The 21,010-nt window shown below is 72.6% G+C and carries 15 protein-coding genes and 1 tRNA gene; 4 read left to right on the top strand and 12 right to left on the bottom strand.

Annotation, left to right across the window (positions count from 1 at the left end; translation table 11 throughout):
* Window positions 1–51: 51 nt before the first annotated feature.
* The 3 genes from U5C87_RS08655 to U5C87_RS08645 all read right to left on the bottom strand — a co-directional run bounded on the left by U5C87_RS08655 (window position 52) and on the right by U5C87_RS08645 (window position 3,424).
* Entirely contained in the window at window positions 52–414 is a 363-nt protein-coding gene (locus U5C87_RS08655; protein ID WP_330476190.1) for a hypothetical protein, read from the bottom strand.
* A gap of 203 nt (window positions 415–617) precedes the next feature.
* Window positions 618–1,958, bottom strand: coding sequence for an MFS transporter (locus tag U5C87_RS08650; protein ID WP_330476189.1), 1,341 nt, complete (start codon window positions 1,956–1,958; stop codon window positions 618–620).
* A gap of 17 nt (window positions 1,959–1,975) precedes the next feature.
* Window positions 1,976–3,424: an NAD-dependent malic enzyme gene (locus tag U5C87_RS08645; RefSeq protein ID WP_052358404.1), complete on the bottom strand. Its 1,449-nt coding sequence runs from the start codon at window positions 3,422–3,424 to the stop codon at window positions 1,976–1,978.
* Window positions 3,425–3,622: 198 nt separating this feature from the next.
* Here U5C87_RS08645 and U5C87_RS08640 point away from each other — a divergent pair, with 198 nt between their 5' ends.
* The 3 genes from U5C87_RS08640 (at window position 3,623) to U5C87_RS08630 (ending at window position 9,105) form a co-directional block, all read left to right on the top strand.
* Entirely contained in the window at window positions 3,623–6,091 is a 2,469-nt protein-coding gene (locus U5C87_RS08640; protein WP_330476188.1) for an HAD-IC family P-type ATPase, read from the top strand.
* A gap of 132 nt (window positions 6,092–6,223) precedes the next feature.
* On the top strand, window positions 6,224–7,585 hold the full coding sequence (locus tag U5C87_RS08635; RefSeq protein WP_330476187.1) for a hypothetical protein: 1,362 nt from the start codon (window positions 6,224–6,226) through the stop codon (window positions 7,583–7,585).
* 272 nt (window positions 7,586–7,857) lie between these two features.
* Entirely contained in the window at window positions 7,858–9,105 is a 1,248-nt protein-coding gene (locus tag U5C87_RS08630) for an MFS transporter (protein WP_330476186.1), read from the top strand.
* A gap of 327 nt (window positions 9,106–9,432) precedes the next feature.
* Here U5C87_RS08630 and U5C87_RS08625 read toward each other — a convergent pair whose 3' ends face one another.
* The 3 genes from U5C87_RS08625 to U5C87_RS08615 form a co-directional block, all read right to left on the bottom strand.
* Window positions 9,433–9,912, bottom strand: coding sequence for a GNAT family N-acetyltransferase (locus U5C87_RS08625; RefSeq protein WP_330476185.1), 480 nt, complete (start codon window positions 9,910–9,912; stop codon window positions 9,433–9,435).
* A complete protein-coding gene (locus tag U5C87_RS08620) occupies window positions 9,909–11,039 on the bottom strand; it encodes a phosphotransferase (RefSeq protein ID WP_330476184.1) in 1,131 nt (376 codons plus the stop codon). Before U5C87_RS08620 ends, U5C87_RS08625 begins: the two co-directional genes overlap by 4 nt.
* A gap of 365 nt (window positions 11,040–11,404) precedes the next feature.
* Window positions 11,405–11,478: transfer RNA gene (locus U5C87_RS08615), tRNA-Thr, on the bottom strand.
* 282 nt (window positions 11,479–11,760) lie between these two features.
* Between U5C87_RS08615 and U5C87_RS08610 the strand changes: the two genes are divergently transcribed.
* Window positions 11,761–12,687 (top strand): NADP-dependent oxidoreductase, encoded by a 927-nt coding sequence (locus tag U5C87_RS08610; protein ID WP_330476671.1) that lies wholly within the window; start codon window positions 11,761–11,763, stop codon window positions 12,685–12,687.
* Between the two features lie 91 nt (window positions 12,688–12,778).
* On the opposite strand, the gene U5C87_RS08605 is transcribed toward U5C87_RS08610, so the two are convergent.
* The 6 genes from U5C87_RS08605 to U5C87_RS08580 all read right to left on the bottom strand — a co-directional run bounded on the left by U5C87_RS08605 (window position 12,779) and on the right by U5C87_RS08580 (window position 20,973).
* Window positions 12,779–14,524: an alpha/beta hydrolase gene (locus U5C87_RS08605; RefSeq protein ID WP_330476183.1), complete on the bottom strand. Its 1,746-nt coding sequence runs from the start codon at window positions 14,522–14,524 to the stop codon at window positions 12,779–12,781.
* On the bottom strand, window positions 14,455–16,245 hold the full coding sequence (locus U5C87_RS08600; protein WP_330476182.1) for an alpha/beta hydrolase: 1,791 nt from the start codon (window positions 16,243–16,245) through the stop codon (window positions 14,455–14,457). The genes U5C87_RS08605 and U5C87_RS08600 overlap by 70 nt, the downstream gene beginning before the upstream one ends.
* Window positions 16,239–17,792: an alpha/beta hydrolase gene (locus tag U5C87_RS08595; RefSeq protein WP_330476181.1), complete on the bottom strand. Its 1,554-nt coding sequence runs from the start codon at window positions 17,790–17,792 to the stop codon at window positions 16,239–16,241. The genes U5C87_RS08600 and U5C87_RS08595 overlap by 7 nt, the downstream gene beginning before the upstream one ends.
* A gap of 121 nt (window positions 17,793–17,913) precedes the next feature.
* Window positions 17,914–19,074: a DNA polymerase III subunit delta' gene (locus U5C87_RS08590; protein ID WP_030195472.1), complete on the bottom strand. Its 1,161-nt coding sequence runs from the start codon at window positions 19,072–19,074 to the stop codon at window positions 17,914–17,916.
* Window positions 19,071–19,784, bottom strand: coding sequence for a dTMP kinase (gene tmk / locus U5C87_RS08585; RefSeq protein ID WP_330476180.1), 714 nt, complete (start codon window positions 19,782–19,784; stop codon window positions 19,071–19,073). The genes U5C87_RS08590 and tmk overlap by 4 nt, the downstream gene beginning before the upstream one ends.
* A 154-nt stretch (window positions 19,785–19,938) precedes the next feature.
* Window positions 19,939–20,973, bottom strand: coding sequence for an aspartate-semialdehyde dehydrogenase (locus U5C87_RS08580; protein WP_030195467.1), 1,035 nt, complete (start codon window positions 20,971–20,973; stop codon window positions 19,939–19,941).
* Window positions 20,974–21,010: the final 37 nt, after the last annotated feature.

Here is a 21,010-nt window from a genome sequence, read left to right as displayed (position 1 = left end):
CGAACCGCGGCCCCCGCGCAGGGCGACCCCGGTTTGTGGCCTTTCGACGGTTCAGCGCAGGAGGTCGGCGAGGTCGGTGTCCCCGCGTCGACGGCGACCACCGCGGATGTCGAAGGACTCGAGCAGCAGCTCGGCGAGCTCGCGCCGGTCCAGCCGGTCGAGTCGCGCCCACATCGTGACGCGGAAGCGGAACGTGTCGATCCACACAAACGTGTCGCGCCGACCCGCGAGCGCCTGCTCGGTGTCCATCTCGCCCGTCCACACCTGGACGAGGTCGCGCCCGTCGTCGTCCCGCCGCAGACGAGCGAACGTATGCCGTCCGGCCCGCCAGGCGGGCGAGCCCTCGTGGGCGACCGTCGCCTCGGCCCCGGGCAGGCGGGCGGCCAGCTCCTCCACGTCGGTCCACGTCGCCATCGCTCCTCCTGGTGCGCAGGCTAGACCGGGGACACCGACCACTCGTCCGTCCACGACCCGCAAACTCTGGCCTCTCGACGGTGGAGGAGGGGCCACACGTGGCCACTCGACGGTGGAGCAGGGGCCGGACGTGGCCTCTCGACGGTGGAGGAGGGGCTGGACGTGGCCTCTCGACGGTTGGAGGGAGCGGGGGTGGGGGCCTGTCAGTGGAAGGTGACGCTGCGGCCGGCCTGCATGGCCGCGTAGGCGTCGGGGTCGGCCTCCAGCGCCGCACGCCGCGCCTTGTGCCGGTAGCGCAGCACCTGCACGATGCCGAGCGCCCACACGGGGTACTGCACCGTCATCGCGCGCCGGAAGGCGTCGACGTCCCACGTCGACGGTCCGCCCGGCGCCACCCGGTCGAGGACGACACCGACGAGGGCGACCGCCGTCAGCGTCGCGATGAAGCCGCCCGTGTTGACGATGCCCGACGCGCTGCCGATGCGGGTCGGCGGGTTGAAGGTGCGGGCCAGGTCGAAGCCGATCATCGAGCCGGGGCCGCCGATGGCGATGAGCACGACCAGGACGACGAGCATCCACAGCGGTGCGCGCCCGGGCCACAGCAGCACGACGGTCCACGCGAGGATCGCGGCGGCGACGATCCACAGCACGAGCGTGCTGCGCGAGAACGGGTAGCGCATCGTGAGCGTGCCGATGACCGGGCTGGAGACGACGGTCGTGACGACCATGACCATGAGCAGCACGCTCGCCGTCGACGGCGAGAGTCCCTGTCCTGCAACGAGGAACGGGAAGCCCCACAACATCGTGAACATGTTGGCGGCAAACTGCGACGTGAAGTGCGACCACAGCCCGAGGCGGGTGCCGGGCACGAGCCACGCGGCCTTGAGGGTGCGGGCGATCGCGCGCAGGCGCAGCTCGTCGCGGTGGTGGTCGGTGTAGGGGCTGTCCTTGACGACGAGCACGAGCGCGACCCCGGAGAGCACGCCGACCGACGCGGCCACGGCATACGACGGGGTCCATCCGAAGTGGTCGAGCGCGGCGGCCAGCGGGCCGGCAGCGGCGAGCGCGCCGAGCTGCCCGAGCACGCCCGTCAGCTGGGTCACCATCGGCGTGCGCCGCGGCGAGAACCACAGCGCCACGAGGCGCAGCACCGAGATGAAGACCATCGCGTCGCCGATCCCGAGCAGCACGCGGCAGGCCAGCGCCGCCGCGAAGGAGTCGACGAAGGCGAAGCCGAGCTGCGCGACGGTGAGCAGCCCTAGCCCGAGACCGAGCAGCTTCTTGCTGCCGTATCGGTCGAGCAGCGCCCCGACCGGCAGCTGCATCGCGGCGTAGACGAAGACCTGCACGATCGTGAAGGTCGACAGCTGCGCGCTGCTGATGCCGAAGCGGTCGGCGGCCTCGAGCCCGGCGACGCCGAGGGACGTGCGGTGGAAGACGGCCAGGACGTAGACGGCGATGGCCGCCGCCCAGACCGCCCAGGCGCGGCGGCCGTCGAGGGGATAGCGCTGCCCCGGCTGGGCCGGCTGGGTCGTGCTCGTCATCCGGTCGGTCGTGCTCCTCAGTTGGCGCCGGTCATCGGGATGCTCTGCGCCGGGGCCTTGGGCACGCAGTCGACGATCGCCTTGGCGACGGTCTTGCTCATGTCGGGCTGGAAGACGCTCGGGATGATGTAGTTCGGGTTGAGCTGCTCGTCGGTGACGACCGAGGCGATGGCGTCGGCCGCCTTGATGAGCATCTCGGTCGTGACGTCGGTCGCGCGCGCGTCGAGCAGGCCGCGGAAGACGCCGGGGAAGGCCAGCACGTTGTTGATCTGGTTCGGGTAGTCGCTGCGGCCCGAGGCCACGACCGTCGCCCGCTGCGTCGCCTCGTAGATGTCGACCTCGGGGTCGGGGTTGGCGAGCGCGAAGACGATGCGCTGGTCGGCCATCTCGTCGATCCACTCGGGCTGGAGGATCCGAGGCGCGCTGACGCCGATGAAGACGTCGGCGCCCTGGAGCCCGTCGCGCAGGGTGCCGGTGAGGCCGCGCGGGTTGGTCTTCTCGGCGAGTTCGCGCCACGCCGGGGTGAGCGACTCGTCGGCCTTGTTGAGCAGGCCGGGGCGGTCCGAGACGGTGACGTCGATGGCGCCGGCGGCCAGCAGCAGCTGGACGATCGCGGAGCCCGCGGCGCCGCCGCCGGAGACGACGATGCGCGCGTCGGGCAGCTTCTTGTCGATGCAGCGCAGCGCGTTCTTCAGGGCGGCGAGCACGACGATGGCGGTGCCGTGCTGGTCGTCGTGGAAGACCGGGATCGAGAGGCGCTCGCGCAGCTTGGCCTCGACCTCGAAGCAGCGCGGGGCGGCGATGTCCTCGAGGTTGATGCCGCCGAAGCCGGGGGCGATGAGCTCGACGGTGCGCACGATCTCGTCGACGTCGGTCGTGTCGATGCAGATCGGCCAGGCGTCGATGTCGGCGAAGCGCTTGAAGAGCGCCGCCTTGCCCTCCATGACGGGCAGCGCCGCCATCGGGCCGATGTTGCCGAGGCCCAGCACGGCCGAGCCGTCGGTGACGACGGCGACCGAGTTGCCCTTGATCGTCAGCTTCGGCACGTCCTCCGGGTGCTCGGCGAGCGCCTGGCTCACGCGGCCGACGCCGGGCGTGTAGGCCATCGCGAGGTCCTGGCGGTTGCGCAGGTTGACCTTGGACTCGACGGAGATCTTGCCGCCGAGGTGCATGAGGAAGACGCGGTCGGAGACCTTGTGGACGCGGACCCCCTCGAGGGTCTCGACGGCGTCGACGACCTCGTTGGAGTGCTCGGCGTTGCTCGCCGAGCAGGTGAGGTCGATGACGAGACGGTCCGGGTGCGAGTCGACGATGTCGAGCGCGGTCGTGATGCCGCCGCTCTCGGCGACCTTGACGGCGAGGGCGCCGATGACCGCCGGGTCGGTCCCGGCGTGGATCCGCATCGTGATCGAGTAGGAGGCAGTGGTGGCGCGGGCACGTTGGATCGACTCAGTCACGCCTCCCATCGTCCCACGATCCGAGAAACGCCCCCGCCGTCGTCCGAAGACCGATCAGTAACCTTTGTCCGCTCGGGTCCGATGGCCGCCTCGCGCCCTCACCCGACCGACGGCGTATGCCGTGTCGCCCGGTTGCGTGCGCCCCCACCCGAGCGCTCGTGCGCGTTCCACCCCGGAGCCGGCGACCCGGCATACGACAATGGGTCGGTGACGACACCCGGGACGCCGCCCGTGACTGCCGGCCCACCCACCCTGACCGGGCCCGACGGGCTGACGAGCGCGGAGGTGGCCGAGCGGGTCGGGCGCGGCGCCGTCAACCGGCTGACCGAGCGCACATCGCGCTCCATCGGCGAGATCGTGCGCGCCAACGTGCTGACCCGCTTCAACGCGATCCTCGGGGCGCTGTTCGTCCTCGTCATGGTCACGGGGTCGTTCGCCGACGGGCTCTTCGGGATCGTCCTCGTCGTCAACTCCGCCATCGGCATCGTCCAGGAGTACCTCGCGAAGCGGAAGCTCGACCGGCTCGCCCTGCTCAACGCCCCGACGACCCGTGTCGTGCGCGACGGCGAGGTGCGCGTCGTGGCGACGACGGACGTCGTGCAGGACGACCTCATCGAGCTGCGCACCGGCGACGAGGTCCCCGCCGACGGCACGCTCATCGCGAGCGCCGGGCTCGAGCTCAACGAGGCCAACCTCACCGGCGAGTCCGACCCCGTCGCCCACGACGAGGGTGAGGCCATCATGTCGGGCACGAGCGTCGTCGCGGGGTCGGGCCGCTACCACGCGAGCAAGGTCGGCGCCGACGCCTACGTCAACCGGATCGCTGCCGACGCAAGGAAGTTCACGCGCACCCGCTCCGAGATCCAGGAGTCGATCAACACGCTGCTGACCTACATCACGTGGGTCATCGTCGCCGCCCTGCCGATCGCGATCTGGTCGCAGTGGCGCACCGTCGGCGACCAGGGCTGGCGCGAGGTCGTCATCCGCTCGGCGGCCGGGGTCGTCGGCCTCGTGCCCGAGGGCCTCGTGCTGCTGACCTCGGTGGCGTTCCTGCTCTCGGCCGTGCAGCTGACGCGACGCAACGTGCTCGTGCAGCAGCTCCCCGCGGTCGAGGGCCTGGCCCGCGTCGACGTGGTGTGCCTCGACAAGACGGGCACGCTGACCGCCGGCGAGATCGCCTTCGAGGACGCCCACACCCTCGACGGGCAGGACGGGGACGAGATCCGTTGCGCCCTGGGCGCGCTCGCCGACGACCCCAACGCCAACGGCACGCTGACCGCGGTCGCGGCGGCCGTCGACTCCCCCGGCTGGGAGCGCACGCAGACGATCCCCTTCAACTCCTCGCGCAAGTGGAGCGCGGCCTGCTTCGCCCAGCGCTCGACGTGGGTGCTCGGCGCGCCGGAGGTGCTGCTCGCCGCCGACCCGCAGCCGTCACCCCCCGAGGTGCTGGAGCAGATCCGGTCACAGGTCGCCCGGCTCGCCGACTCGGGCCGCCGCGTCGTGCTGCTCGCCCGCAGCGAGCAGCACCTCGCCGAGCCCACCCTGCCGCCCGACCTGACCCCGGCCGCGCTCGTGACGCTCACCGAGCAGGTGAGACCCGACGCGGCGGAGACGCTCGCCTACTTCGCCGAGCAGGACGTCGCGATCAAGGTGATCTCGGGCGACAACCCCGTCACGGTGGCTGCGGTGGCGCGCTCGGTCGGGCTCGACGTCGGCGAGCCGGTCGACGCACGCACGCTGCCCGACGAGCCCGAGGCCCTGCGCGAGGTGCTGGCCACGCACTCCGTCTTCGGGCGGGTCACCCCGGAGCAGAAGCGGGCCTTCGTGCACGCCCTGCAGGCCGACGGCCACGTCGTCGCAATGACCGGGGACGGCGTCAACGACGCGCTCGCCCTCAAGGACGCCGACATCGGGGTGGCCATGGGCAACGGCGCGCAGGCCACCAAGGCCGTCGCCGAGCTCGTCCTGCTCGACGGGCGCTTCTCGCACCTGCCCGACGTGCTCGCCGAGGGGCGACGGGTCATCGGCAACGTCGAGCGCGTCGCCAACCTCTTCGTCGCCAAGAACGCCATGAGCCTCGTCGCGATCCTCGCCGCGGCCGTGATCGCCGTGCCGTTCCCGTTCCTGCCGCGCCACCTGACGCTCGTCTCGGCGGTCACGATCGGCATCCCGGCGTTCTTCCTCGCGCTCGGGCCCAACCGGCGCCGCTACCTCTCCGGCTTCCTCGGTCGCATCCTGCGCTTCGCCGTGCCGTCCGGGGCGGTCGCGGGCCTCGCGGTCATCGCGTCCTACTTGCTAGCCGGCAGCAGCTACGGGGTGCCGCGCGACCAGTTCGCCGAGCGGTGCACCGTCGAGGCCGGAGCCAAGGCCGTCGCTGACGTCGAGTGCTGGCAGCCCGGCAGCGGCGCGACCATCACGCTGCTCACCGTCTTCTTCTGGATCCTCGTCGTGCTCTCCCGCCCCTTCCGGCCCTGGAAGGCGGCGCTCGTCGCGGCCATGGTCGCGCTCGCGGTCACGGCCTTCCTCTGGCCCTTCGCGGCCCGCTTCTTCAACCTCGACGCACCCCTGCCGCTCATGTGGCAGTCGCTCGCCATCGGCGCAGCCGGCGCCGGTCTCGTCGAGGTGATCTACCGGCTCTCCCCCTCCGTCCGCACCGCTCACCACATCCGGGACTGATCACCCCGAACCGGACAGCGCGTCGATGAGGTCACAAGTGGCACGCGAACGCCCACGGGTGTCTCCTGCCGGTGATACCTTCCGCAGGCACGCTGCCGCAGGGGCAGCTTTTCGTGAACAGGGGGACCTGCCGTGCGGCGGTCTGTCATCACTGGGCTCTCGGCAGCCCTCATCCTCACCTCGGCCGGCGTCGGCGGCGCGCTGACGGCCACGGCCGCTCCCTCGCTCTCGGCGTCCCCGGCTGCCACGACCGGCGTCGCGGACGGCCAGTTCGTCTCGCTCAAGCCGAGCCGTCTGCTCGACACCCGCGGTGGGTCGCTCGCGCGGCCGCTCAACGCCGGCGAGGTCTTCAACCTCAAGGTCAACGGTCGCGGTGGCCTGCCGTCCTCGGGCGTCATGGCCGTCGTGCTCAACCTCACGGTCACCGGCCCCACCCGGGCCGGCAACATCGTCGCCTACCCCAAGGGCGCTGCCGTCCCCAACGCCTCGAGCCTCAACTTCGTCGCCGGTGACACCCGCGCCAACCTCGTCACCGTCCCGGTGAGCAGCGACGGCTGGGTCAGCATCCGCAACGCCGTCGGCCAGACGCACGTCATCGCGGACGTCCAGGGCTACTACGTCGGCTCGACGACGACGAAGCCCGCCGGCGCCGACGACTACTTCCCCGACGACCCGTGGCGCGTCCTCGACACCCGCACCGACGCGAACGTCCACGCCCTCGACGCCGGCACCTACGTCGTGCAGTCGATCGACTACGGCCCCGACACCCCCGGCATCGCCGCCCTCGCCGTCAACGTCACGGCCGTCAAGCCGGAGACCAAGGGCTACCTCACCGCCTGGAACGGCGACGAGAACGCGGTTCCCAACACCTCCAACCTCAACTTCGCGGCGGGCATGACGACGTCCAACATGGTGCTCGTGCCGGTCACGCACCGTCTGGCCTCCGACAACACGACGCCGCTCATCGACTTCGCCGTCGGCAACTCGAGCAACGGCAAGGTCGACGTCATCGTCGACGTCGTCGGCCTCTACGCCACGGGTGACGGCCTCCGCTTCCGCAGCGCCGGCACCCCGAAGCGCATCGTCGACACGCGCACCAGCGTCGGCACGACGACCCTCGGCGCCGCCACGACCCGCACGGTGACGGCCCCGACCACGGTCGCCAACGCCAGCACCTACGCGCTCGTCGCCAACACGACCGCCGTGGGCCCGACGGCCGCGACGTACCTCACGCTGTGGGAGAACGGCACCACCCGCTCCTCCTCGAGCAACCTCAACCCGGCGGCCGGCCAGACCGTGGCCAACATGACGATGTTCGGCCTGAGCGACCTCCGCAAGTTCAACATCTACAACAACGCCGGCACGACGAACGTCCTCGTCGACGTCGCCGGTCGCTTCGACATCTCGCCCAACCTCGCCGGCTCCCCGATGCAGGCGTTCGCGAGCCGCACGGCTCCCAGGGCGACCTCGTCGAAGCCGGCTCCGCTGCGCTGACGCTGCATCACCGACGGCCGCTCCGGCGGTCGCTGTGACGGCCGCACGGGCGGGCACTCCCACACGGGGGTGCCCGCCCGTTCCCGTTCGTGCCGGGCCGCTTCGTGCCGAGCTGGTTCGTGAGGGTCCCGGACGCGCCCCGACGGACGGCGGCAGGACGCACCCCTGCCGACCCCGTAGAATCGAGGTGCACAGGGATCCGGCGTGACCTGATGGGCGGGTAGGCACGCACCCGCGTCGCGCACCCCGCGACCAGATCCGGAGCCGCCCTCGTGTCACCCATCGACTCGTACCGTCACCTCTTCGGCCTCACCGGCCGCACGTACATCGTCGTCGCCTTCCTCGCCCGCATGCCGCTCGCCATGAGCCAGCTGGGCACCCTCCTGCTCGTGTCGTCCGCCACCGGCAGCTACGGCGCCGGCGGCTTCTGCGCCGGCGCGCTCGCGGTGGCCAACGCCGTCGGGGCCCCCTTCTGGGGTGCCCGGGCCGACCGGCTCGGGCAGCGCCGCGTCGTGGCGTTCCAGTCCATCGGGGGCGGGATCGGGATCGTCGGCATCCTCGTCGTCGTGGCCGCCGGGCTGCCCTGGGGCGTGGCGGCGGTCGCGAGCGCGGTCGCGGGCCTGCTGCTGCCGCAGATCGGTCCGCTCGCCCGCGTGCGGTGGCGGCCCATCACCGCGGCCACCGGCTCGCGGCAGCACCGTCTCGTCGACGCTGCCTTCTCCTACGAGGGCGCGGCCGACGAGGCCTCGTTCGTGCTCGGTCCGGCGCTCGTCGGGCTCGGCGTGTCCGTGGCCGGCCCGACCGCGGCCCTGGCCCTCGCAGCCGCCGGCCTCGCGGTCTTCGGCACGTGGTTCGCGCTGCACGAGACGGCGGACGTGACGCACGCGGCGACGTCGCGCAGCACCGGTGAGGTCGGCCGCCTGCTGACGCCGGCCCTCGTCGTCCTCGGCGTGGCGCAGCTGCTCGTCGGCACGGTCTTCGGGTCGGTCCAGACGGGCACGTCGGTGCTCGCCACGGCAGCCGGCTCCCCCGGACTGACCGGCTACTTCCACGCCCTCCTCGGCGTGGGCAGCGTCCTCGCGGGCCTCGCCGTCGCAGGCCTGCCGGCCCGCTTCGCGCTCTCGACCAGGCTGCGCTGGTTCGCCGCCGGACTGCTCGTGCTGTCGGCCCCGCTGCTGCTCGTGGGGTCGCTGCCGGCGCTCGTGCCCGTGCTGCTCGTGCTCGGCTGCACCGTCGCGCCGTACATGATCACGACGTTCACCCTCGGTGAGCGGGTGACGCCGCCGTCGCGCACGGGCGCCGCCATGACCGTCCTCGCCGCCGCCACCGGGCTCGGCTACGCGGTCGGGGCCGCGCTCGCCGGTCGCCTCGCCGACTGGGGCGGACACACGCCGGCGTATGCCGTCACCGTCGGCGCCGGGGCCGCCGCGGTCCTCGTGTCGTGGGCTTTCAGGGGCGTGCTCGACCGGGCCCAGGCCGAGGTCGGCTCCGACCCGGCCGAGCCCGCGCCACACGCGTAAGGAAGAGCCGCCCCCAACCGCCTCAACAACTCCGCCAAGGCGGACCTACCGCGCCCCACGCACCCCCAACCCCCTCAGCTTCTCCGCCCGGGCGGACCTACCGCACCCCACGCACCCCCAACCGCCCCAACTTCTCCGCCCGGGCGGACCTACCGCACCCCACGCACCCCCAACCGCCTCAGCAACTCCGCCAAGGCGGACCTACCGCACCCCACGCACCCCCAACCGCCTCAACTTCTCCGCCAAGGCGGACCCACCGCGCCCCACGCACCCCCAACCGCCTCAACTTCTCCGCCAGGGCGGAGGAGCTGAGGCGGGGCAGGTGGGTCAGCGTTGCAGGCGCAGCCGCATCGCGGGCCAGGCGGTCGGCGTGAAGCCGAGCTCCTCGTAGAGTCCGGCCCCCTCGCCCGTGGCGAAGAGCTCGACGACGGTCGCCTCGGTCTCGTCGCGGAACCAGTCGAGGACCCCGACCACGCACGCCCGAGCCAGGCCCCGCCGTCGGGCCTCGGGGCGGGTCGCCACGTTGTTGACCAGTCCCCAGACGCCGTTGGGGTTGACCGGCGACGGCGTCTCGAAGCGCAGCCCGCCCATGGCGCCGGCGACGACGCGGCCCCCGGGATCCTCGGCGACGACGACGCAGGCGTGCGGCCCGCCGAGCGCGGCCTCGAACCAGCGGACGGCCGCCTCGCGCCATCCCGGGTCGTCGACGCCGGCCACGCCCATCGCCGAGAACATCAGCGCCCGCAGCTCGACCACGGCCTCGGCGTCGACTGCCGTGGCACGCCGGGTCGTCCACGCCGGGGTCATCGGAGGACTCCCCCGGCGAAGGCGGGCGCGAGCGGCACGTCGGTGGCGGCATACGTCGCCTCGACGGCCCGGGCCAGCTGCACGGCGGTGTCGGCGAGCTCGGGCAGGGCGCGCCCGGCCGCCGCGGTGCGCAGGAAACCCAGCACGCGGTCGGGCATGCGCGGCATCGGCTTGAGCGGGTGGGTGCGCCGGGGCTCGCCGTCGACGAGCGGCGCGAGGCACCAGCTGCCCGCCAACCATGCCCAGGCCTCGGTCGCGAGGTCGAGGTCGTGGTCGAAGTCCGGACCGAGCGCGGCCGGCCAGGACTTCCCGACCTCGTCGCGCCAGCGACCGAGCGCCACGTCCGCGGCGGCCGCCTCGAGGGACCAGGCGCACCAGCACGTCGGCCACGGCACGCGGAGGTAGGCCGCGTCCCAGACGACGGGCCGCCAGAGGGCGAACTCGAAGTCCAGCAGCGCGAGGCCCGAGTCGCGCACCAGATTGTTGTCGGGGCACATGTCGGCGGCCGACAGGCTGCTCGCGTCGACGCGCAGCCGTCCGGGCACCGTGGTCAGCACGTCGAAGGCGCCGTCCGCCACCGGCACGTCCAGAGCTGTCGCCAGCCGACCCCAGTCGGTCGCGGCCGCCTCGAGGAGGCCCGGCAGACCGTCGAGCTCCACCGGCCCGGCAGAACGCGCCAGCACCCCGGCCTCGAAAGCGTCGCGGACCTGCCGGCCCGCCCGGTGCAGCCCCGCCACGGCCGTCGCCCATCCGGCCAGGGTCGCCGCAGCGCGGTCCGCATCCTCGCCGAGCAGGACGTCCGCGAGGTGCTGGCCCTCGCCGAGGTCGTCCATGACGACCAGACGTGGGTCCCCGCACTCCGCGAGGAGCGAAGGGGTCCGGCCGAACCCCGCCAGCGCCGCGAGCGCCGAGGCCTCCCGGGCGTACGCCTCGGCCCCCTCGTCCCCGAGGTAGCGCTTGACGACGAACGTGCTGCCGTCGCTGGTCCTCGCCCGCACGACGAGCGTGCGCCGGCTCCCCGGGAAGGGCTCACCGACGACGGTGAGCGGCGACCCGAGTCGGTCCGAGGCCACCGCGAGCGTCTCCGCCACGAGGTCCGGGGTCGGGTCCGTGGAGGTCGTGGTCACCGGGTCACTGTGCCAGAGCCCGGCGGCCGTCCCGCCCGGCGCGTGCCCGAAATCCAAACTTCTCATGCCAAAACATCGAAAACCCGTACATCTGCCTACAGCTTCATTACTGTCACACCTGTAACACCCCCACGGCTGGCACGCACCCCCCCATCCGCACCAGCCTCGAAGGAGCCCGTTCTGCGCGCGCAGACGGGCTCCTTCGCCATTCCGGGGTCCGTATGCCGCGTGGCCCGGTCGGCCCCCTTTGCACGACAGCACGCGGCGCGGCAACCGACGCGAACGCGTGCGCCCAGCGCAGAGTCGCAGGAAACGGCGAAGGCCCCGCCTCCTGCGACGAACGCAGGTGACGGGGCCTCGGGCCGAGCCGCTTGTCGGAATCGAACCGACGACCTATTCATTACGAGTGAATCGCTCTGGCCGACTGAGCTAAAGCGGCTGGACGTGCCACCCGCGACGAGCGCGACCGGACACGGAGGTTGAGTATACGCACGACCCCGGTCGGAGAAAAATCGCCTCGGGTCGACGACGGTCGGCCGGCCGAGAGCCCTTGCGACGACGCTGCCGCCACGCGGGGAATGCCGCGCCATGGACAGCGCATTGACCTTGGGGAGACCGCGGCAACGACCGCCGCCCCACCCCGACGAACGACCACGACGAACCACCACGCCGAAGCAGGAGATCCCGGATGAGCGACACGACCGAGGCAGCCACCCCGACGATGCGGGCCATGACCTACGACACCTACGGCGGACCCGAGGTCCTGGCGCTCACCGAGCAGCCGCGGCCCAAGGTCGGCCCCGGTGAGGTGCTCGTACGGGTGCGTTCGGCCTCGGTGAACCCGGTCGACTGGAAGCTCATGTCGGGCGGCCTCGACCCCGTCATGGACGTGCGGTTCCCGGTCGTGCCGGGCTGGGACGTCTCGGGCGTCGTCGAGGCCGTCGGCTTCGACACCCCGGAGTTCTCCCCCGGCGACGAGGTGCTCGCCTACGCCCGCAAGGACTACGTGCACGGCGGCACCTTCGCCGAGCTCGTCTCCGTGCCGGTCCGGGCCCTGGCCAGGAAGCCCGGGTCGATGTCGTGGGACGAGGCTGCCGGTCTGCCGCTCGCGGGCCTGACGGCGCTGCGGCTGCTCAAGCGCCTCGAGGTCGGCGCCGGCGACACGGTGCTCGTGCACGCCGCCGCCGGTGGTGTCGGCTCGCTCGCCGTGCAGATCGCCCGCTCGCTCGGGGCTCGGGTCATCGGGACGGCGTCGGAGCGCAACCACGACCGGCTCCGTGAGCTGGGCGCCGAGCCCGTCGCCTACGGAGACGGTGTCGTCGAGCGCGTCCGTGCCCTGGCCCCCGAGGGCGTCGACGCCGTCGCAGACTTCGTCGGTGAGGTGCTCGACGTGACGACCGCCGTCCTCGCCGAGGGCGGACGGCACGCCTCGATCGCCGACGGCTCGGTCACCGAGGCCGGCGGCCACTACATCTGGGTGCGTCCTGACGGCGCCGAGCTGGCCCACCTCACGTCGCTCGTCGAGCGCGGCGAGCTGACCGTGCCGGTCGCTCAGACCTTCCCGCTCGAGGAGCTGGCCGACGCCTTCCGGCTCAACGCGGAGGGCCACACCGCCGGCAAGATCGTGCTGCGCGTGTCGACCGACTGACCGCCACCACACGGCATACGCCCTCGAGCCGTCGAGTGGGCACCCTCCCTACACGGGACGGTGCCCACTCGCCTGTCGCGGGACGGGTCGGTCAGGCGTCGCAGGTCTCGCCGTTGGGCGGCGCGAGACCACGCACGAGGTAGTCCTCGACGATCACGTCGGCACACTCGTTGCCGTTGGAGTAGACGCCGTGGCCGTCCGCGTCGACGAGCACGTAGCGCGAGTCGAAGATGCCGTGCCCCATCTCCCGCGTGCCGTCGGGCGGTGTCGTCAGGTCCCGCTCGTTGGCCAGCACGAGCACCGGCGAGGCCGCGTCGACCGTGAGGATGAGGTTGGTGCGCTGCGTGCCGACCCAGCCCTTGCAGGAGTCCGTCGAGGCGCCGTAGAGGTGCGCATAGACCGGGTGCGCGTCGAGCACCGCCCGGCTGGGCTCCATCTCGTCCGTCGCGTCGAGCGGCCAGTCGGCGCAGTGGATGGGGAGGTGGCTGGCCTCGAAGCCACCGACGTAGGTCCCGTCGTCGTCGCGCATGACGGTGTCCATCGCGGCCCACACGAGGTCGGTCCCGTCGCGGTCCTCGAGCGCCACGCGAAGGGCGTCCTCGACCTCCTCCCACGACTCCGGGTAGAGCAGGACAGCGTTGACCGCCGTCACCGCCCATCCCTCGGTGAGTCGCGGGATGCCCTGGGCGTCGCTCGGCAGCGGCTTGCGGTCGAGCCCGTCGAGGAAGGAGAGGAGCGTGGTGCGCGCGGTGTCGACGTCGTCGCCGAGCGGGCACTCGTCGCCGTCGACGCAGTCCTGCAGGAAGGCGTCGAGCCCCTCCTCGACCGTCCCGGCCTCGTCTCCGGCCCACCGGTCGATGTCGTCCTGCGACGCCGAGCTGCTCGGGAGGTAGTCGGGCGAGACCGCCGAGTCGATGACCATGAGGCCGATCCGGTCGGGGAACTGGGCGCCGTAGAGCGCCCCGATGAGGGTGCCGTAGCTGATGCCGTAGTAGTTGAGGTGGGCGTCGCCCACGGCGTCGCGCATGATGTCGAGGTCGCGGGCCACCTGCTCGGAGCCCATGTTGCGTGCCAGTGCGCCGCCGCGGGCGAGGCACCCCTGGAGCCGCGCGGTGCGCGACGCCACGGCCGCGGCCTTCTCGGCCTTGGTGTCCGGCGTGGGGTCGGCGGCGTACATCGCGTCGAGGTCCTTCGCCCGAAGGCACGCGAAGCCACCGGACTCGCCGATGCCGCGGGGGTCGAAGCCGACGACGTCCCAGACCTGCCGCACGTCGTCGGCGAAGAAGTCTCGCGCCTCCTTGGCGAAGTCGAGGCCGGAGGCGCCGGGGCCGCCCGGGTTGATGAAGAGGGTGCCCTTGCGCAGCGTCGGCTTCTCGGCCGGCACCTTGCGCAGCGCGATCTCGACCGTCTCGCCGCGGGGGTCGAGGTAGTCGACGGGGACGCGCACGGTGCCGCAGCGGTCGGCGCTCGACGAGCCGTCGCCCTTGCACGGGATCCAGCTGATCGCCTGGTCGTAGAAGGCGTCGAGCCCCTGGGCCGGCTTGGAGGTCGGGGTGCCGAGCTCGACCCGGTCACGCTCGTGGCCCTCGCCGTCCGGGGAGTCAGCCGCATCGGCGGTGTCGGTCGCGGCTGGGGCCGTGCCCGCCGTTCCAGACCGCCCGGCCTGCCCACCGGACGCGGTGGCGCCGGGCACGTGGGAGGGCCCGATGGCGAGCAGCAGGAGGGTCGCGAGGATCGCGAGGGAGATGAAGGGCGCGAGCAGTCGGCTCAGCAGGTCGTGCCGTCGGACGGCGCCGTTCCCCTGAGCAGGTACCCGTCCACGGCGGAGTCCACGCACGAGTTGCCAGCGTAGTAGGTGCCGTGACCGTCGTGGTCCGAAGTGAGAAGAACGCCCGATGCGAGGTCTTTGGCGAGCTGCTTCGTGCCGCCGATGGGCGTGGCGGGGTCGCGCTCGTTGCCGATGACGAGGATGGGTCCGGCCCCCTGCGCGAGCGTCGTGCCCTTGGGGGTGCGCCCGGCCGTCGGCCACGTGCGGCAGTTGTCGTAGAGCTCGCCGGTCATCCGGGCCCACAGCGGGTGGGCCGCCTGGGCGCGCTTCTGCTCCGCGACGAGCGAGGGGTCGCTGCTCGCCCGCGGCCAGTCCGCGCAGCGGACCGGGATCATCGCCTGCAGGTAGGTCGTCGGGGCGTAGTCGCCCGTGATGCCGCGCTCGACGACCGACATGCCCTTGGCCAGCAGGATGTCGCCCTTGCCGGTGAACGCCTGGGCGAGGCCCTTGTTGAGGGTCGGCCAGGACGAGTCGGAGTAGAGGCACATGAAGATCGAGAAGCCGACCCAGCCCTCTCCGATCGTGGTCAGCCCGGGCTTGCTCGTCGTCAACCCCTTCTTCTCGACGGCGTCGAGCAGGTCGACGATCTTCTGGCGGGCGCCGGCCCTGTCGGTGCCGAGCGCGCAGTCGCTGCGCCCCACGCACCAGGCGATGAACGCGTCGATCGAGGACTCGAAGCCCTGGATGTCGTAGGTCATCTCCTGCTGCTCGGTCTGGTTGGGCGACATCGCCGAGTCGAGCACCATGCGGCCGACCCTCTCCGGGAACGTATCGGCGTAGATCGCGCCGAGGAACGTGCCGTAGGAGCCGCCGAAGAAGTTGAGCTTGGTGTCGCCGAGCAGCACGCGCATGACGTCCATGTCGCGCGCCACCTCGGTGGTGCTCATGTGCATGGCGCGCTCGCCGCCCCGGGCGGCGCAGCGCTTGGTCACCCCGTCGACGTCGCCGAGCAGGGTCGAGCGCTCGGCCGGCGAGTCGGGCGTCGGGTCGGCGCTGAAGAGCAGGTCCATGTCGGAGTCGGTCAGGCAGCGCACCGGGCTGGACGCGCCGATCCCCCGCGGGTCGAAGCCGACGACGTCGTAAGCCGCCCGCACCGCGGGAGAGAAGACGAACGAGGCGTACTGGGCGTACTCCACACCCGAGCCCCCGGGACCACCGGGGTTGATGACGAGGGAGCCGAGGCGCTTGGCGGGGTCGGTGGCCGGGGCCTTGCGCAGGGCCAGGGTGAAACGCTCACCGCCCGGCTTGGCGTAGTCGACGGGCACCTCCATCGTGGCGCACCGGTGCTTGGCGTTGTCGGAGCACGGGGCCCAGTCGAGCTTCTGTGTGTAGAAGGCGGCCAGCGCGGCCGGATAGCCCTGCGCCGCAGGGTTGCCGGTGGTCGGGGTGCCGGCGGTGGGGCTGGGCGATGCGGAGCCCGAGGTGCTCGCCGTGCTCGCCGGGGTCCGCGGCTGGGGCTGTGCGACGGGAGGCGGGTTGCCGATGCGCCAGACCGCGAGGGCAAGCACAGCGATGACGGCGACCACCGCCACGGACGCGAGGACCGGGCGCACCCACGACCGTCCCGGATGCGCGCCGCCTGCCGCGGCTGCCCCGGTGAACCAGCCGGGCCCGGCGGGCGGGGTCGCCCCGTCGGCACCCGGGGGCGGCGGCGGGTAGGCGGACGGCAGGGCGGCATACCCCGTCGGTGCGTCGGGGAGGTCGTCGGGACGCGGGTCCTCGTTCAGCACTTGAGTCCGTCCTTGGGCACGCGCCCCTGCACGTAGAAGGCATCGATGGCGCTGTCGACGCACGTGTTGCTGCGACCGTACGCCGTGTGCCCGTCGCCGTCGAAGGACACGAGCACGGCGTTGTCGAGCTGGTCGCGCAGCCGCTTGGACCACTCGTAGATGGTCGCCGGGTCGCGGGTCGTGCCGACGACGACGATCGGCTCGCTGCCGGCCGCGTGGATCTTGTGCGGGCCCACGGCGGACTTGACGGGCCAGACGCCGCACGGCAGCGCGCCCCACGCGAGGTTGGCACCCCACGTCGGGGCCTTGGCCGAGAAGTCCTTGGCGTACGTCTCGTAGGCGGACAGGTCGGGGCTGTCGGGCCGGTCGAGGCAGTTGACGGCGAAGATCGACTCCATGAGGTTGCCGTCGTAGCCGCCGCCCGGGCGGCGGTCGGCGTAGGCGTCGGCGAGCTGCATGAGGCTCGAGCCGTTGCCGGCCTTGGCCTCCTTGAGCGCGTCGGTGAGGATGCCCCAGGAGCCCTGGTCGTAGAGCGCCACGGCCACCCCGAGGCGGGCCCAGCCCTCGGTGAGCAGCGGCGCGCTCGGGTCGCCGGTCGGCAGCGGGTTGCGGTCGACCTGGGTGAAGAAGTCGTCGAGTCCCTTGAGGGCGGTCTCGGGCGTGCTGCCGAGCGGGCAGTCCTCGGTGACGCAGTCCTCGACGTAGGCCTGCGTCGCGATCTGGAACCCGCGGGCCTGGCCCTCGCCGAGCTCGGCGCTCGTCAGGTCGGGCGGCACGACGCCGTCGAGGACGACGCGGCCGACCCGCTTCGGGAAGAGGTCGGCGTAGGTGGCGCCGAGGAACGTGCCGTAGGACTTGCCGAGGTAGTTCAGCTGCGTGTCGCCGACGGCGGCCCGCAGGATGTCCATGTCTCGGGCCGCGTCGGCCGTCGAGAGGTGCTTGACGAGGTCGGGGTTGGAGGCCTCGCAGCCGTCGGCCATCGCCTTGGCCTGCGTCAGCAGCGCCTGCTCCTCGGACGCGTCGTCGGGCGTCGGGTCGGCGGCGAGGAAGCGGTCGAGGGCCTTGTCGTCGAGGCAGTCGATCGGGTCGGAGCTCGCGACACCGCGCGGGTCGAAGCCGACGAGGTCGTAGTAGCGGCGGACCCCGGGCCCGCCGATCGTCTCGGCGCCGCCGCGGACGTAGTCGATGCCGGACGCCCCCGGGCCGCCGGGGTTGACGAGGAGCGAGCCGAGCCGCTTGGCCTGGTCGCGGGCCTTGACCCGGGCGACCTTGATCGTCAGGTCCTTGGCGGGGTCGGGGGCTGCGTGGTCGAGCGGGACCCGGAGGTCGGCGCACTCGAGGGTGCCGCACCTCTTCCAGTCGAGCTTCTGGGCGTAGTACGGCGCGAGCGCCGCGGTGGGGGGTGCCGTGGCAGCGGGGACCCCGGTCCGGGCGCCGGGCGCCACGGGCGCCTCGGTGGTCGTGCACGCCGCCGCCGACAGCACCAGCGCCAGGGTCGCCGCAGCGGCGGTCAGGGCACGGGAGATGGCGGCAGGGCGTGTCGTCATGCGCGAAACCGTAACGGGTCGACCTGTATGCAGCCTGCCCCGTCGAGGAGTCGTGACCGCATCGAGGCCGTATGCCGTGTGGCCCGGTCGAGGGTCGGGCGGCGTGGGTGTGGGAAGGGTCTCAGACGCCGAGGTCGCGGGGCACCCGCAGCTGCAGGGCCATGGCCTCGAGCGCGAGGAGGGGCGGCACGTTGGCGTTGATGCGGTCGCGGGCCTCGTTGATGGCGTCCATCGCCTCGAGCAGCTGCTCGGGGGTGAAGACGCCGGCCAGCGCCCGCACCTTGTCGACGGCGTCGGGGTTGACGAGGTCGACGTCGGAGCGCAGGCGCAGCACGAGGGCGTCACGGTAGATCGAGGTGAGGTCGACGAGGGCGCGGTCGACGACGTCGCGGGCGGCTCGGGTGGCGCGGGTCTTCTGCTCGCGCTCGAGGGCCGCGACCTGCGCACGGATGTGCGGCGGCTGGGTGCGTGCGGTCGGGTCGGCGCCGAGGGTCTCCATGAGCCGGGAGCGTTCGGCGGCGTCGCGCTCGGCGCTCGAGGCCGTGGACTCCTCGTCGGCGATCTGGGCGAGGTCGGCCGCGGCGCCGATGGCGTCGCCGACGCCGAGGATCTTCGTGGCCATGGCGATGACGTCGCGGCGGCGGATGCGGGCCTGCTCGTCGCGAGCCAGCCGACGCGCGAGGCCGATGTGCGACTGGGCGGCGCGGGCGGCATACAACGCCATGGCGGGGTCGACGCCGTCGCGGCGCTGGAGCAGGTCGGCGACGGCCTCGACGGGGGGCGTGCGCAGCCGCACGTGGCGCGAGCGCGAGCGGATCGTCACGATGACGTCCTCGAGGCTCGGCGCGCAGAGCATCCAGACGGTGCGCGGCGTCGGCTCCTCGAGCGCCTTGAGCAGCGCATCGGCGGGGGCGTCGGTGTAGGCGGTCAGGCGGTCGGCGTCCTCGATGATGATGATGCGCCAGCGGCCGACGGACGGGCGCAGGGCGGCCTCCTGGACCAGGGCGCGCGCCTCGGCGACCTTGATCGACAGGCCCTCCGTCGCGACGACCTTGACGTCGGCGTGGCTGCCGTCGAGCGCGGTGCGGCACTCGCGGCACTGCCCGCACCCGCCGTCGGGGCACTGGAGCGCGGCCGCGAAGGCGCGGGCGGCCGTCGACCGACCCGAGCCGGGCGGACCGGTGAACAGCCACGCGTGCGTCATCGCCGACTCGTCGGACACCGCCCGCGAGAGCGTCTCGATGGTCGGCCCCTGGCCGACGAGGTCGTCCCAGACGGTCACGGACGCGCCGCCTGTGCCCGCTGTGCCGCCTGTGCTGTCTGTGCTTCCTGCGCGGCTCGAGCTGCCAGGACGCGGTCGACGCCGTCGACGACGGCGGCGTGGATCCGCTCGACGGTCTGGGTCGCGTCGAGGACGAGGTAGCGGCCCGGGTCGGCCGCGGCCAGCTCGAGGTAGCCGCGGCGGACGGCCGCGTGGAAGGCGTCGGCCTCGGACTCGAGGCGGTCGTGGACGTCGCCGCGGCGCTCGCGTCCCACCTCGGGCGAGACGTCGAGGACGATGGTCAGGTCGGGCAGCAGGCCACCGACGGCCCAGTGCTGCAGGGCGGTGATCTCGTCGCGGCCGAGGTCGCGGCCGGCGCCCTGGTAGGTGATCGAGCTGTCGACGTAGCGGTCGGTGATGACGACCTGCCCCTCGGCCAGCGCGGGCCGGATGAGCTGGTCGACGTGGTGGGCCTTGTCGGCGGCGAAGAGCAGCGCCTCGGCCCGGGCCGACACGTGGTCGCCGTGGAGCACGAGCTCACGGATCTGCGCGCCGAGCGGCGTGCCGCCTGGCTGGCGGGTCACGACGACCTCGCGTCCACGCTGCTCGAGCACCTCGGTGAGCAGCCGCACCTGGGTGGACTTGCCGGCGCCGTCCCCACCCTCGAAGCACACGAAGAGCCCGGGGGCGGTGTCGACTCGATGGGTCGCGGCCGCGAGGTTCTCCGTCACCCTCCGAGCCTATGCCAGCACCCTGACACGGACCCCTTCGCCCGCGCCCGAGCCCACCGCCCTACCTGCGCGAACGCCGCGTTCGGTCTCGAACTCAGTGCTAGAACAGTGAGTTCGACACCGAACGCGGCGTTCGGTTCGAGAAGCGGGGGGGTCAGCGGCGGGCGACGAGCTCCTCGGCGATCTGGACCGCGTTGAGGGCCGCGCCCTTGCGCAGGTTGTCGCCGACCACGAAGAGCACGAGGCCCTTGCCCTCCGGCGCCGCCTGGTCGGCGCGGACCCGGCCGACGAAGACCTCGTCGCGGCCGGCGGCCTCGAGCGGGTTGGGCACGTCGGTGACGATGACGCCGGGCGCGTTCTTCAGCAGGTCGAGCGCCTCGTCCGGCGTGATGTCCTCGGCGAACTCGGCGTGGATGGCGAGGCTGTGCCCGGTGAAGACGGGGACGCGCACGCACGTGCCCGAGACCCGGAGGTCGGGGGCGTGCAGGATCTTGCGCGACTCGTTGCGCAGCTTCTGCTCCTCGTCGGTCTCGAGCGAGCCGTCGTCGACGATCGACCCCGCGAGGGGCACGACGTTGAAGCCGACGGGGACGGCATACACCTGCGCGTCCGGGACGGCCACGGCACGCCCGTCGAGCGCGAGCCCGGTGACGTCGCCCGCGGCATACGCTCCCTTGAGCTGGCGGTCGAGCTCGTGGACGCCCTTGCCGCCCGAGCCGCTGACGGCCTGGTAGCTGCTGACGTGCAGGCGCACGAGACCGGCCTTGTCGTGGAGCGGCTTGAGCGCGGGCATCGCGGCCATCGTCGTGCAGTTGGGGTTGGCGACGATGCCCTTGGGGATGTCGTCGAGGTCGGCGGCGTTGACCTCGGAGACGACGAGCGGGACCTCGGGATCCTTGCGCCACGCGCTCGAGTTGTCGATGACGGTCGCGCCGGCCGCGGCGACCTTGGGGGCGAGCTCCTTGGAGGCCGCACCGCCGTTGGAGAAGAGCGCGATGTCGATGCCGGAGAAGTCGGCCGTGGCCGAGTCCTCGACGACGACGTCCTCGCCCTTGAACGGCAACGTCGTGCCGGCAGAGCGCGCGGACGCGAAGAAGCGCACCTGCGTCACCGGGAAGTCGCGCTCCTCGAGAAGCGCGCGCATGACCCCGCCGACCTGACCCGTTGCACCGAAGACTCCGACTCGCATGTCACAAGGTTACGGCGGAGGAGGTGCCCTCCTCCGC

The sequence above is a fragment of the Terrabacter sp. C0L_2 genome (genome assembly GCF_036352015.1).
GTDB lineage: Bacteria > Actinomycetota > Actinomycetes > Actinomycetales > Dermatophilaceae > Terrabacter > Terrabacter tumescens.
The sequence above is the reverse complement of the archived record's forward strand: the minus strand, read 5'-3'. Positions and strand labels throughout refer to the sequence as shown.

Excerpts from the sequence above, each read along its gene's own strand:
- U5C87_RS08655 (WP_330476190.1), bottom strand. The coding sequence starts at position 414 with ATGGCGACGTGGACCGACGTGGAGGAGCTGGCCGCCCGCCTGCCCGGG.
- U5C87_RS08650 (WP_330476189.1), bottom strand. The coding sequence starts at position 1,958 with ATGACGAGCACGACCCAGCCGGCCCAGCCGGGGCAGCGCTATCCCCTC.
- U5C87_RS08645 (WP_052358404.1), bottom strand. The coding sequence starts at position 3,424 with ATGGGAGGCGTGACTGAGTCGATCCAACGTGCCCGCGCCACCACTGCC.
- U5C87_RS08625 (WP_330476185.1), bottom strand. The coding sequence starts at position 9,912 with ATGACCCCGGCGTGGACGACCCGGCGTGCCACGGCAGTCGACGCCGAG.
- U5C87_RS08610 (WP_330476671.1), top strand. The coding sequence starts at position 11,761 with ATGCGGGCCATGACCTACGACACCTACGGCGGACCCGAGGTCCTGGCG.
- U5C87_RS08595 (WP_330476181.1), bottom strand. The coding sequence starts at position 17,792 with ATGACGACACGCCCTGCCGCCATCTCCCGTGCCCTGACCGCCGCTGCG.
- U5C87_RS08580 (WP_030195467.1), bottom strand. The coding sequence starts at position 20,973 with ATGCGAGTCGGAGTCTTCGGTGCAACGGGTCAGGTCGGCGGGGTCATG.